Annotated in this window: 10 protein-coding genes; 6 read left to right on the top strand and 4 right to left on the bottom strand. The window is 42.7% G+C overall.

Going from position 1 to position 13,237, the window contains the following annotated elements; all coding sequences use genetic code 11:
* Positions 1-343 precede the first annotated feature (343 nt).
* Both RMX69_RS24800 and RMX69_RS24795 read right to left on the bottom strand, forming a co-directional pair.
* Positions 344-1,093, bottom strand: coding sequence for a hypothetical protein (locus tag RMX69_RS24800; protein WP_289798389.1), 750 nt, complete (start codon positions 1,091-1,093; stop codon positions 344-346).
* Between the two features lie 362 nt (positions 1,094-1,455).
* Positions 1,456-1,851: a hypothetical protein gene (locus RMX69_RS24795; protein ID WP_322639021.1), complete on the bottom strand. Its 396-nt coding sequence runs from the start codon at positions 1,849-1,851 to the stop codon at positions 1,456-1,458.
* A gap of 914 nt (positions 1,852-2,765) precedes the next feature.
* Here RMX69_RS24795 and RMX69_RS24790 point away from each other — a divergent pair.
* Genes RMX69_RS24790 through RMX69_RS24780 form a run of 3 tightly spaced genes read left to right on the top strand, consistent with a single transcriptional unit; the run spans position 2,766 to position 4,401 of the window.
* Complete coding sequence (locus RMX69_RS24790; protein WP_322639020.1) at positions 2,766-3,863, top strand: Gfo/Idh/MocA family oxidoreductase; 1,098 nt, start codon at positions 2,766-2,768, stop codon at positions 3,861-3,863.
* Positions 3,864-3,870: 7 nt separating this feature from the next.
* Positions 3,871-4,116, top strand: a complete 246-nt coding sequence (locus tag RMX69_RS24785) for an HNH endonuclease (protein WP_094352587.1) — start codon at positions 3,871-3,873, stop codon at positions 4,114-4,116.
* A gap of 39 nt (positions 4,117-4,155) precedes the next feature.
* Positions 4,156-4,401, top strand: coding sequence for a hypothetical protein (locus RMX69_RS24780; protein WP_322639019.1), 246 nt, complete (start codon positions 4,156-4,158; stop codon positions 4,399-4,401).
* A 449-nt stretch (positions 4,402-4,850) separates the two neighbouring features.
* Here the strand turns inward: RMX69_RS24780 and RMX69_RS24775 are convergent, their stop codons facing one another.
* Complete coding sequence (locus RMX69_RS24775; protein ID WP_322639018.1) at positions 4,851-7,559, bottom strand: DUF3536 domain-containing protein; 2,709 nt, start codon at positions 7,557-7,559, stop codon at positions 4,851-4,853.
* A 530-nt stretch (positions 7,560-8,089) separates the two neighbouring features.
* On the opposite strand from RMX69_RS24775, the gene cax reads away from it, so the two are divergent.
* Positions 8,090-9,181, top strand: coding sequence for a calcium/proton exchanger (cax, locus tag RMX69_RS24770; RefSeq protein WP_289798383.1), 1,092 nt, complete (start codon positions 8,090-8,092; stop codon positions 9,179-9,181).
* Positions 9,182-9,445: 264 nt separating this feature from the next.
* Positions 9,446-10,588 carry a serine/threonine-protein kinase gene (locus RMX69_RS24765; RefSeq protein ID WP_289798382.1) on the top strand — a complete coding sequence of 381 codons (1,143 nt, stop codon included), beginning with the start codon at positions 9,446-9,448 and terminating at the stop codon, positions 10,586-10,588.
* A 166-nt stretch (positions 10,589-10,754) separates the two neighbouring features.
* On the opposite strand, the gene gndA is transcribed toward RMX69_RS24765, so the two are convergent.
* Positions 10,755-12,185 carry an NADP-dependent phosphogluconate dehydrogenase gene (gndA, locus tag RMX69_RS24760; RefSeq protein ID WP_289798381.1) on the bottom strand — a complete coding sequence of 477 codons (1,431 nt, stop codon included), beginning with the start codon at positions 12,183-12,185 and terminating at the stop codon, positions 10,755-10,757.
* Positions 12,186-12,401: 216 nt separating this feature from the next.
* Here gndA and RMX69_RS24755 point away from each other — a divergent pair, with 216 nt between their 5' ends.
* On the top strand, positions 12,402-13,130 hold the full coding sequence (locus tag RMX69_RS24755; protein WP_289798380.1) for a Ycf66 family protein: 729 nt from the start codon (positions 12,402-12,404) through the stop codon (positions 13,128-13,130).
* The last annotated feature ends 107 nt before the right edge of the window (positions 13,131-13,237 follow it).

The following is a 13,237-nucleotide window of genomic DNA, read 5'->3' as shown; positions in this document are numbered from 1 at the left end:
AAGCACGGGGCTTCTCTACGAGACGCTTCGCGAACAGACCCAAATATGTGGTGAACAACAAAAACCCCAACTTCTTAGAGCTGACTTTTCACGGGATCTGGAAAACCCCTCTCCAAACCTCTCCCCTACAAGGAGAGAGGCTTTGATTTCTCCCCCTCTTCCCTTGTAAGAAAGGGGGCTGGAGGGTTAGGTTTTCCGTTGGCTTTTCCACATGACGTGAAAACTCAGCTTCTTGGAGAAGTCGGGTATCTGAAGCTGCGAATTAGATTCGCCAGATTTTTGTCAATTCTTAAACAACTGGAAACAATATGTTTCCTCAATTTGATAGCTGAATTTTTCCCTTTTACCAACAAGTACTGGCTGAAGCTGAGGTCATTGTTCTTAAATCGCCTGTAAACGCAGCTGTGTATTGATAAGGTGATGCACCATAGCAATTCATGGAATTTGTATTAGTGCCACGAGGAGTCCACCATGACTGAGCTTTCACAGTTAAATTTGCCCCATTCCATGATAGATGATTGACAAGTAAAGAGTTAGTTTGTCCATTATCTGCCTTTTTAGAAGAGAAAAATGTGGCATAATCAACCTGGCCATTAGCTGGATTAATCCGGGCTATCACTGCGGCTTTTGGCCCACCTCCATAACCATAGCTAGGCAACCACCGACCACTGGCAAAACGGCGAAAATCATTACCTGTCTGAGTGCCTGTGGAAGAGTAAATGCCATATAAAACATCATTTCCATTCCAATACAATCCGTAACCTGTACCATCGTCATTTGTTGTCTCGTAATCATTACGACACCATGCTTGTATCCCATTATTAAAGCGGACAGTTACAGGGTTTTTGTTATTTGATAGTTGCTGATAACCAATGTAAATTCTTGCTGTTCCATTAACTACTTTGGGACCATTTTTAGCTGCGATTGTCGCTTCACTATCATTGCAACTGAATGTCACAGCATTGCCAATCGATGTATTGATGGTTTGAGCTAAAACTGGAGCAGTTTTTTGTGTGAGAACTAAGTCACCTACTAAAATTACAGACAAAGAAATGCCCGCAAAATACTTTTGTAATTTGCCAAAATAAATCATGTTATGAATCTGCCGAGACAAGGAACGGAAAACACCGTACCACTATAAACTCTAATCAGTATTTATACAAGCAAATGGCTTGAAAATACTGCTCTGCAAGACTCTCAGCATTACAAAATGTTAGTTATGACTACAAAATGCCCGATCTAATATGCGTGATGATGCATGATAGTAGCTGTATATAATTGTTGTTTATCAAAGAGCATTAGTAAATATAAAAAATTGCAATAGGTTATGCTTTACCATAAACAATTGCAGTAATATAAAAAATAATTTTAATCAGCTAAGTGCCTTTGTTCGTTGCCTACATCCCTTGTAAGAACATTGTTTTCCCTCTGTTTTATGCTTTTATCCGGGCTGTATTAGATAGTTTTAGGATTTTTATCTGATGCTTCTCCAGCAGCAGCTTTCAAGCGGCTCAATCTGCTTTTGCGAATCCGTTCACTCTCGCGAACCCCACCCGCCATTTCATATTCGCTGCTATCTTTGCCATATTTAAAAGCAACCCCTCTTACCATTTTGTCTGTAAGATTACGTAGAGTTTTCTCCATCGCATCAATTTTAGTTTTAGAAGAATCAATTACAGTTAAAGCAGTGTTATAAGCATCAAGCATGGTTCTTAGCTGTTCAATTGCTTGACTCAAGTTTTGCAAATCGCAATCATCACCAAAACTCATATTTGAATCAATTGCTTTTAGTCCAGCGGATCTCAACTCAGCTTTTTCGAGAACACGGGATGTACGTTTTTTACGAGACATCAATATATTCCTTCGAGAGGTTTATAAAGCTACTTTGGCTTACTAAAGCTGTTTTTTGGCTCAGTAAAATTAGTGATAATTATATTTGTTAAGAAAAAACCAATTAATCTGAGTAATTTCTCTTGATTTTCAGTTTCCACCTGTTTTTCTTTGCAATTGCTTTAATGTTGATGATGAATACTTCAATGTTGATGAGAAATATTGCACTATTTATGAAGAACGTTACAATGTTGATGAGAAATATTGCACTATTTATGAAGAACGTTGCAATGTTGATGATGAATATTGCAATGTTGATGAGAAATATTGCAATATTTATGAAGAACGTTGCAATGTTGATGCGAATAACAACCGACATAATCTAGCGGTATACATTCATCACCCAATGTTGAAAATTCTTGCCTCGATAGCCGCTATTAACCCAAATTGTGACATCCTCACCGACCTAAAGGCGCTCTTAAGAAGGAGTAATGAGTAATAAGTAATGAGTAAATACCCATTTTTCATCCACTCATTACTTTAAAGCATTGCGTGAAGCACGGGGCTTCTCTACGAGACGCTTCGCGAACAGACCCAAATATGTGGTGATTAGTTGATAGCAGAGATGCCTACAGCAACGCATACATCAGACATAAAAAGCAAGCTAAAAGTATCGGTATTTACAACAGTCAATCCATGTACTACTGTTAGCTGATATAACTTATACTTTAAGTCCTATAGAGTCTTACGATAATCCTATCTGATAGTATACTAGATTAACAAGAGCGATCGCTAGATGTTATCAACTCCATAGTAACCGCCAAGCAGGAGGAAAAATATTGTCTACAAAGTTTGATATAACTACAGATTAGATATGAATTTTCAAAGGATATTAAGTAAATAATAAGTTAGATAAATATGGGGATAAAAATTAGATGATTGGAGTTGCGATCGCAGGTACTGGATTTGGTCAGAAAGTCCACATTCCCGGATTCCAAGCACATCCTCGCACTGAGGTAGTTGCTGTTTATCACCGAGATATAAATAAAGCCAAAGCTATAGCACAATCCCATAATATCCTCCACGCTTCCGACTCACTTGCAGATATTGTGGCATTACCAGAAGTGCAAGCCGTCAGTATTTCGACGCCGCCCTTTTTGCACTATGAAATGGCAAAAACCGTATTGCAAGCGGGAAAACATTTATTACTAGAAAAACCGACAACTTTAAATGCATTTGAAGCGAAAGAACTTTATCAGTTAGCTAAAGCAAAAAGCGTGATTGCAACTGTAGACTTTGAATTTCGCTTTGTCCCAGCATGGCAATTGTTTGCAGAATTATTGTCAGAAAAGTATGTGGGTGAGTTACGCCTAATTAAAATTGATTGGTTAGGTTCTTCTCGTGCTGATGTTTCACGCCCTTGGAATTGGTATTCTGATAAAGAGAAAGGAGGCGGTGCATTGGGATCTTTGGGTTCTCACGCCTTTGATTATATTCACTGGTTATTTGGGCCAGTGCGGAGATTAAACGCCCATTTAACTACTGCTATTCCTACACGAGTTGATCCGATTAGCGGGAAATCTAAAGCAGTGAATACAGATGATAATTGTATATTAACGCTGGAATTAGCCAATGGTACACCTTGCCAACTTTCTATCAGTGCAGTTGTTCATGCAGCAAGAACCCATTGGGTAGAAGTATATGGCGATCGCGGTACATTAATTGTAGGTAGTGAAAATCAAAAAGATTATATACATGGTTTTCGTGTTTGGGCTTCCCAACCAGGTAAACCTTTGACGGAAATAGAAATACCGAATCGGTTAATTTTCCCCAAAAATTATGCTGATGGGCGCATTTCAGCATTTATCCGCGTAGTAGACCAATGGGTGCAAGGAATTGACCACAATCACGAAATTATACCATCACTACGCGAAGGAATTTATTCTCAGTTGTTGATGGATTTATCTCATGAATCGCATCAAAAATCAAGTTGGTTAGACGTACCTAGCTTAGAAGAATTTCTGAGGAACTAGAAAACAAATGAGCAAAACTCCCCGTATTCGTATCCCGCCGGAAGTCAAAAAATATGTTTTTCAACGCGACCAATATCAATGCCGAAGTTGCGGTAAAACTAATGTAGAAACTAACCTCAGCATCGATCATATTATTCCCCTCGCTCGTGGGGGTCAAAATGATATTAGCAATCTCCAAACTCTCTGTTTTACCTGTAATCAGCAGAAAACAGATAATATCGATCCGCGTTTCCGGCGATATTTTCAGCTTTAGGTTACGATGGGATGAGCTATTAGTTTCTCTCTCATTTCTATGCCTCAAAATCACAATAGCAATTTCCTAATATTTCTCAATATTAGAACTACGCTTTTTTACTTCTTCACTGTCATAGCTATTTTAGTAGTAGCCTTTCCCTGGCTATATGAGATTAAAACGAAAGCTGGGATCGACATATCACCTGGACGCCATGCAGGAACATTTTTTGAAAAACATACCCGTGGAGTCTTCAAGTGTGAGTGGCTTTATCCCTACCATTGCGATCGCTCCCACGTTAGATGAAGAGTGCTGAGTTCCAAGTGCCTCGGCTTAGAGTTGAAAGACCGCCCACAAGGGGCGGGGCTTTTACCGTAGTACGGAAGTACTGAGTACTTCTTAAATTTACTCAGCACTGAGTGGATGAAATTTTGATCCAAAAATTGACCTCGTTCCCAATCTTTAGCTGGCAACGAGGTTTTGACTTAAGTTGAAAACTATAGCAGTCGCCAAAGCCGTTAGGACAGTTTGCGGGAAACGCGTCTTCAACAGCGTACTTTGTGATTTTATTGCTGTCCTAAGCTCCCTGTCCGTTGCTATATATCGGACAGGCGTTTTGCAAATCCCTCACGCCCTCATCCCCTAACCCCTTCTCCCAAAGGAGAAGGGGAATTGAATGTCTAGCCCCCCTCTCACTCACGGATGGGAGAGAGGGCAAAACGTTGACACCAATGTACTGCTGTGCGCCACTACATCTATTTCAGCTGATTTGAGATCGAGCTAACATCAACGGCTAACTTTTTACCTAACTTGAGCAACTGAAGACACTGATTATCTGCTTCATTACCAACGCTAGTAATACACACCGGCGCTATCTGACTTTGCAGACAGCTAAAATATAGTTCCTGCGATCGCTGTAGGGAAATATGAATATTTAGTTGATCCCCGACATCAATCAATCGCTCCAATAGTTGGATATCTGCATTAAAGCTACCATTGGCATCGTGCAACAATTGCCAGAGCGATCGCGCAATTAACTGTTCTAACATTTGCTTGCCGTCAGGAATATTCAGCCGACAACGCAGATGTTTTGCTTCAGTTGCGATCGCCTCTAATTCTAAGATGTGATTCCAACTCTTTTGGGGATCGGCAATCTCTTGTTCAAGCGATCGCAATGTCATCAGACAGCGATGCCCTAAAGCAATATCTGCTGCCACCTGCAATTCTTGGGGTACTGCTAGTTCATCTCGATGAAACGCCATCAGCACACCATAATTATCACGGTAGGCTTGGGTATACAACTGTCCTAAACGTGCCAGTGTTTCCTGACTCAGCAGCCGCATAATCCGGTGGCGTTCTTCAGCAAATAGATTTTGCAAGCTGAAAGCTTCTTCTCCAAATAGCTGCGTCATCGCCAATATCGTATGAGCCGCACTAGCTTGTTTTAGCGCCCCAAACAGCTTTTCTTTTAATTTGCTGTAGTCACGCCGCCCAGTAAATTGTTGAATGCCACAGTGGAAATCCCAGCCTCCCAAATGCAGAACCGCAAATACCAAATGCTCACTTTCCCAAGTAATCTCTGATACCAGCTTTAAATTTCCCACAGCCAGAGTTAGCGATCCCATGCGTTGCAGTTGGTAATCTAGCTCATTAGCAGCATAGCAATAAACCCGCTTCTGGTAACGCTGAGACTGTTTGTCAACAGCATCTTTTCTCGGTGGCGTTTCTGCTGGTTTCTGATTGGTAAACAGCGAAGTAATAGCGTAATGGGCTGCAACTTGCTTAAAGCCAAGTTGGGCAGTTAACACTAGTTGCCGATAAATTTCCGCACCGTGTTTGAACTCGTCTACATTACTGGGGGCTAAACCTAGATGTTTGACGAAGCCTTTTTCCAGCTGCACGCCAGCCACTTCCCCTGCCAATTCCAAAGCACGGGCAGCGTAGCGCAGAATTTGTGTCCCTTCTGGACGGGAAATTTCTTCAAAAAACCAACCGCAACTAGTGAACATTAACAAAGCGTGACGCTGCATTTCTAATAGGCGTAGTGCGTCTACTTGTTCGGCTGCGGTTAGTTTGTGGGTTTGATGACGGGCGAGGAAACGGTTGACATTGGTAGCAGAGCGATCGCGCATTACTTGGATATATTCATCTCGCGCTAGCCAAGGATCGCGAAATAACTGTCTGCCATGTTCCTGATACACCTCAGTTAGCTGATCCCGCAGCCAATTTAGGGCATCCCGCAGGGGACGACGCCATTTCTGATGCCAAACTGAGCCTTCCCCACCGCAACCACAGTCATCCTCCCATCTGCCGACACCGTGGGCGCAACTCCAGGCTGTGACTGACTTTAATTCCACTTCCCAACTGGGAGAATTTAAGCTCAGGTAGTGGGCGAAGTTCGTTACCGTCCAACCCTGTTGGGGAAACTCTTTGGTAAAGGCATAGGCTAAAGTTTTCTCTGTTCCCTTTTTGTGATGCCCAAAGGTTTCCCCATCCGTCGCCACCGAAATTAGCTGTGCTGGACGATGATCCCCACGCACCGCCGAACCAATCCGGCCGGCAAAGTGACTGGAATTATAAACGACATCACTAAAACCCATATCCCGCGATATCGGCCCATCGTAGAAGAAGATATCAATGTAGGGTAATTCTTCTGTACTAGCATCCTTGGGGCTAGTGGCGATTGCACTCAGAGGTGAAGATGAAGTGTCTAATGTGGGCTTCAAATAACAACGATAAGGACGAGTAGAATCAATCTGACTACCGCCGACTTCGATCCATTCAGGATGGGGACGATCTGGAGTGGGGAGGGGACGGCAACGCAGTGCTTGAGATGGTGCCAGGACAATGAAGCGAATACCCTCAGCCACAAGAGCTTCTAGGGTGGCGTAGTCTACAGCAGTTTCCGCTAACCACATTCCTTCGGGATCGCGGCCAAAGCGGGAGCGGAAGTCTTCTTTACCCCAGCGAATTTGGGTATATTTGTCGCGCTCATTCGCCAGAGGCATGATGATGTGATTGTATACTTGCGCGATCGCATTGCCGTGACCATGCAAGCGTTGGCTACTTTTGGCATCCGCCTCTAAAATCCGCTGATAAACTTCCACATCGTAGCGTTCTAGCCACGACATCAGCGTTGGGCCAATATTAAAACTGAAATGTTCGTAATTATTGACGATCCCCACCACTTCACCTTGGTCATTTAAGACTCTGGCAAAGGCGTTTGGACGATAGCATTCCCAATGAATCCGCTCATTCCAGTCATGGAAAGGTGCAGCGCTCGGTTGGCGTTCAATTGCGTCCAGATAAGGGTTTTCCCTTGGTGGCTGGTAAAAATGACCATGCACCGTCACATAAACACCATTAGCCTTGTTCAGGGGATCGGTTTCTTTAGTGTTATTGGGATCTGAATGTAATGTTAACGTTGAGCCAGAGCTAGCTGGCATTTCAGCAGCAGAAGTCATGTATATTTATCCAAAACAAAAAACTTACAGTTGCACCGAAAACATTGTGCATAAACCTTTCTACAATAGTTTTCACACAAAATCCGGTATAAATAACAACTATGATATCCAACTAAATTTTTACAAAGCTGTTTTATTGTAGTGGGAAATCTGCGTTATCGCACAGCCCTTTCCCTGAAGGCTTAAAGTAATTAGCCATTAAACAAAGCCTTAGTTAGGGGTTTTCTCTTCTTAAGCGCCAATCAAAAATTTAATTGTCTTTTAATATATTAAACCCCATTTTTGATGTAATATTTTGGCTCAAATTCATAGTTTTGCAACAAAAGATTACGAGAACTCATTATATCGCAATTTTGCTTTACACAACATCCACAGCGGTGAACGGAAAACAGTACAATCTCTGAATTGTTCTACAGGCGGTTGAGAGTATCCTATGGGAGTGCTGAATCAAAGTGATTGTTAATTCAACACTCCAAATTGAAAACTTAGGATTGCTCGCTGTGAATGATACCCTCAACTTAAGACAACAAATGTCAACCAAAAACATTATTCTTTTCGCTTTACTACTGTTTATCCCGGTTTCTGTAGCAGCCCACTTTCTGGAATGGGGAGAATTGACAGTTTTCATTACAGCTGGATTAGCAATTCTGCCCTTAGCAGCTTGGATGGGTACAGCTACAGAAGAAATTGCTGTCGTAGTTGGGCCATCGCTGGGGGGCTTGTTAAACGCCACATTTGGCAATGCTACAGAATTAATCATTGCCCTAGTAGCCCTGAACGCTGGGTTAATTGATGTAGTCAAAGCTAGTATCACGGGATCGATTATTAGCAACTTACTACTGGTGATGGGTTTTTCCATGCTTTTGGGAGGACTGCGCTACAAAGAACAGACATTTCAGCCAATTGTGGCGCGGGTGAATGCTGCTTCGATGAATTTGGCAGTGATTGCCATTTTGATGCCAACAGCAATGAACTATACTTCTCAAGGAATTAACGAACAAACATTGCAAAATCTGTCTATTGCTGTTGCCGTAGTATTAATCTTGGTTTACGCCCTAACACTGCTATTTTCGATGAAAACCCACTCCTATCTTTATGATGTGGGTGTAGCGGAGACAGAAGAAGAGGAAACTCCTCACGCGAAACCAAATATGATGTTGTGGGTTGGTGTCTTGCTAGTATGCACCTTACTAGTGGCACTTGAGTCAGAAATGTTGGTAGATTCTCTGGAAGTAGCCACATCTCAGCTAGGTTTGACGGCGCTGTTTACAGGGGTGATATTAGTTCCCATCGTCGGTAACGCGGCTGAACACGCCACAGCAGTCACCGTGGCGATGAAAGATAAGATGGATCTTTCCCTTTCGGTAGCTGTGGGATCGAGTATGCAGATTGCCCTATTTGTCGCACCTGTATTGGTAATAGCAGGGCGGATATTAGGTAAACCAATGGATTTGGATTTCAAGCCCTTTGAATTAGTCGCTGTGGTTGTGTCAGTGTTGATTGCCAACAGTATTAGTTCCGATGGTAAGTCCAATTGGCTCGAAGGTACTTTATTATTGGCCGCTTATACAGTGTTGGGGTTCGCCTTCTACTTCCATCCAGTTATGGAAGGTATGGGGTAGTACAGCAAGGCGGAAGTCAGCCCCTTTGGGGAAGTCAAAAGTTCACACTAAGCGGAGTCGAAGTGTCAAAAGTTAAAAGTCAAAAGTTTGTATATCAAGGCTTTTGCAAGTTTTCAAGTGGTGGCTTGATTTCCGCCGTGCTGTACTAGTTAGTAGTGGGACGCCGAGTAGCCCATCGTAGAGATCGCTCATATTTTAACGGATTCGCAAAAGTCTCCACCCTTAACGCCAGTAAAATAAAGAGATATAAGAGCGATCGCCTGTATGAGCTACTGCCTTAATCCCCATTGTCCCAAGCCGGAAAATCCCGATCATGTCAATTTTTGCGTGACTTGTGGTTCCAAGTTACTCCTCAAAGAACGTTACCGTGCTATCAAACCAATCGGACAAGGTGGTTTTGGCAAAACTTTCTTAGCTGTGGATGAGGATAAACCCTCAAAACCACGCTGCGTAATTAAGCAATTTTATCCCCAATCCCAAGGCACTAGCACTCTGGCAAAAGCCGTAGAGTTATTTAACCAAGAAGCAGTGCAGTTAGATGAATTGGGCAAGCATCCCCAAATTCCCGAACTATTGGCATATTTTACCCAAGAAAATCGGCAGTATCTTGTACAAGAATTTATCGACGGGCAAAACTTAGCCCAGGAATTGGCACATAAAGGTGCTTTTAGTGAAACGCAAATCTGGCAACTATTAAACGATTTATTGTCAGTGTTGCAATTTTGCCACGCCAGACACGTCATTCACCGCGATATTAAGCCAGAAAATATTATTCGTGAGAGCAATGTCGAACGCAAACTAGTATTAGTAGATTTTGGTGCGGCTAAATCTGCCACTGGCGCTGCCTTAAATAAAACTGGTACTAGTATTGGGAGTCCAGAATATGTTGCGCCAGAGCAAATGAGAGGTAGGGCTATTTTCGCCAGCGATATTTATAGTTTGGGTGCGACTTGTATTAATTTATTAACAGTGCGATCGCCCTTCGATTCTTATGATACCAACAACGATACTTGGGTATGGCAGCAATACTTGCAAACTCCCGTCAGTAATGAGTTGAGTCGCATTCTCAACAAGATGCTAGCAAGTATCCCAATTCGGCGTTATCAAACAGTAGACGAAGTTCTCAAAGACTTAAATAAATACTCGCCAGCAGCAGCAAAACCAGCAATAGCACTAAAGCCTATCCCTCAATCACCACCAAATTCTCCACCCAATTTTGTATTGAAATCTCCTAGTCAAATTGATCTAGAATTAGAACAAATGAAAACCCAATTTTTGGGTAGTAGCAAACCTCAAACAAATAAAATACAACCACCAAACCCAACGCCTCAGACTACTAGTACAAACAAAATAGATCAAGAATTAGAAGAATTAAAAGCTAAATATCTTGGTAATAATAACCCTTAAAATCAAGAAAAAATAGAGAATCGCTATTATCCTCCTCTCTTTCTCTGCGGTTTATCGCTTTGTGTCTATGTTAAAAAAAGTGGCTCTGAAACTCAGAGCCACTTCTAAATCTGTATTTTGAAACTGACTAACCTTTCACAATATTCTGATACAGATGTGCGAAACCTTACTTCTCGGCTTCAGCAATAGGAACCCATTCAGTGTGGAAACTTCCGGGTTTGTCGAGACGCAGGTAGGTATGTGCGCCAAAGTAGTCGCGTTGTGCTTGAGTTAGGTTTTGAGGCAAGCGATCGCGGCGATAGCTGTCAAAATAATCTAAGGAGGCGCTAAATGCTGGTACTGGAATTCCAACTGTTGCAGCTGTTGCAATCACTTCCCGCCAAGCAGTCTGTCTATCGAGAATTGTCTGCTTAAATTCGGGAGCTAACAACAGGTTAGGTAATGCTGGATTTTCGCTAAAAGCCTTCTTAATCTTATTCAAGAAGCGAGCGCGAATAATACAACCACCTTTCCAAATCCGTGCCATTTCGCCCAGATTCAAATTCCAGTTATATGTTTTTGAAGCTGTGGATAGCAACGCCATCCCTTGAGCATAAGAACAGATTTTTGAGCAATAGAGAGCATCACGTACTTTGTTGATAAAGTCCTTAGTTTGCCCGTCATACTTGATACTGGGGCCTGTGAGGACTTTCGATGCTGCTACCCGCTCCTCTTTAATCGAAGATATAATCCGGGCATTAACTGCTGCTGTAATTGTAGGAATAGAGACTCCTAATTCCAATGCAGTTTGCACAGTCCAGCGTCCAGTTCCCTTTTGACCGGCAGCGTCAACAATCAAATCCACCAGGGGTTGATTTGTGTCTGGGTCAATATATGGGAAAATATTCTTCGTAATCTCGATCAAAAATGAATCGAGTTCATCGGTGGTGTTCCATTCAGCAAACACGTCATGTAGCTGACTGGGGTTTAATCCAGCGACGTTTTTCAGCAAGTCGTAGGCTTCAGCAATTAGCTGCATATCGCCGTACTCAATGCCGTTATGTACCATTTTCACATAGTGGCCAGAACCACCAGGGCCAATATAGGTTACACAAGGGCCATCATCGACTTGGGCAGCAATTTTGTTGAAAATTGGTGATAGAAACTCGTAAGAGCTTGTTGTACCTCCAGGCATCAGAGATGGGCCATTCAACGCCCCTTCTTCACCGCCACTGACACCCATACCAAGATACCGAAGCCCAGTAGGTTCTAATTCCTGAGTGCGGCGTTCCGTATCTTCAAACCAAGAGTTGCCACCGTCGATAATGATATCGCCTTCTTCTAACAAGGGTTTGAGTTGAGCAATCACCGCATCCACTGGCTTACCAGCTTGCACCATTACTAGAATTTTGCGGGGACGTTCCAATAAGGCAACGAATTCTTCTAGAGTAAAGGCGGCTTTGACGTTCCGTCCTGTAGCACGCTGCGCCATAAACGCATCCGTTTTTTCGCGGGAGCGGTTGTAAACTGCAATTGGGAAGCCATTGCGCTCCACGTTGAGAGCGATGTTCTCACCCATAACGGCTAATCCAATCACACCAAAGCTTTGTAGTGTCATAAAAAATTTCTGGCTAACTCTTGCAGATCCTTTACCTATAAGGGTAGTCCGATATTTTCCGTTCTCCCCTAAAGAAGACCTTAAGACTTGATATAAACGACAAAAATCCACAACTAACATGGATAATTAATTTTAAATTGTATCTAAATCAACAATTGACTGACAAAATTTGCAAAATTGAAATAATTAAAGGACGCAGTAAGGAGTAACCAAATAATGCTGGCATTTGTCCTAGCTTTGGTAGTGGGTCTTGGTAGTTTAGCCATTTATATAGCAGCTTTCTTTTTCCCAGAAATCCATCGTAAGAATGACTTTATCTGGAGTGGCGTAGGATTGTTCTACGCTTTAGTTTTATGGGTATTTGCACCACGCATTACTGGAGGTTTGTTGCTGGGTCATGTGGCTAGTGTGGCTCTTTTGGTCTGGTTTGGCTGGCAAACTCTATCATTACGTCGGCAATTGACCCCACAGGCACAACAAACCCAAGTACCCAGTGCTGAGACGGTAAAAACTGGCATTCAAGAACAGGTAAATAAGTTGTCCCTTCAGGAACGGCTGGGCCAGTTGCAAAAAGGTCTGGGTAGCACCTTCAGTGGTGCGAAAGACAAAGTGCAACAGACTGTGAGTAAAAAGACACCCACAACCCCCAAACCTGAAGATATTACTTCTGTACTGTCAGAGAAACCTGCTATTGAGATTATTGACAAAACTATTGTCATCCCAGAACCACCAGCAGAAGAGACAGTTACTACCGACACCGAAGCAAAAACCGAGAGTGTACCAGAAGCGATTCCACCACATCCCCCATCTCCTGAATTGGTGGAAGCAGCGCAACCAGATTTTGAAATTGAGCATAAGCAACCGATTCCCGTAGAAGAAATTGCTCCAGATGCGGTACTCGCTCCCCCAGCGGAAACGCCACCGGAAGCAATACCGCCGAATTAAGCTGGTTGAATGCAGTGAAACCCAACGTTAACCTAATCCTAATATAGTGTTGGGTTTCACTATTTCCATCAGGCTATTTTAGAGCTAATTTCAAACGCTAATTCAGA

It is taken from the genome of Nostoc sp. EspVER01 (assembly GCF_034530635.1).
Lineage (GTDB): Bacteria > Cyanobacteriota > Cyanobacteriia > Cyanobacteriales > Nostocaceae > Nostoc.
This window is presented reverse-complemented; position numbering and strand designations above follow the sequence as displayed.

Bases quoted from the DNA above. Each gene is read 5' to 3' on its own strand.
- RMX69_RS24800 (WP_289798389.1), bottom strand. From the start codon at position 1,093: ATGATTTATTTTGGCAAATTACAAAAGTATTTTGCGGGCATTTCTTTG.
- RMX69_RS24795 (WP_322639021.1), bottom strand. From the start codon at position 1,851: ATGTCTCGTAAAAAACGTACATCCCGTGTTCTCGAAAAAGCTGAGTTG.
- RMX69_RS24790 (WP_322639020.1), top strand. From the start codon at position 2,766: ATGATTGGAGTTGCGATCGCAGGTACTGGATTTGGTCAGAAAGTCCAC.
- RMX69_RS24785 (WP_094352587.1), top strand. From the start codon at position 3,871: ATGAGCAAAACTCCCCGTATTCGTATCCCGCCGGAAGTCAAAAAATAT.
- RMX69_RS24780 (WP_322639019.1), top strand. From the start codon at position 4,156: ATGCCTCAAAATCACAATAGCAATTTCCTAATATTTCTCAATATTAGA.
- RMX69_RS24775 (WP_322639018.1), bottom strand. From the start codon at position 7,559: ATGACTTCTGCTGCTGAAATGCCAGCTAGCTCTGGCTCAACGTTAACA.
- cax (WP_289798383.1), top strand. From the start codon at position 8,090: ATGTCAACCAAAAACATTATTCTTTTCGCTTTACTACTGTTTATCCCG.
- RMX69_RS24765 (WP_289798382.1), top strand. From the start codon at position 9,446: ATGAGCTACTGCCTTAATCCCCATTGTCCCAAGCCGGAAAATCCCGAT.
- gndA (WP_289798381.1), bottom strand. From the start codon at position 12,185: ATGACACTACAAAGCTTTGGTGTGATTGGATTAGCCGTTATGGGTGAG.
- RMX69_RS24755 (WP_289798380.1), top strand. From the start codon at position 12,402: ATGCTGGCATTTGTCCTAGCTTTGGTAGTGGGTCTTGGTAGTTTAGCC.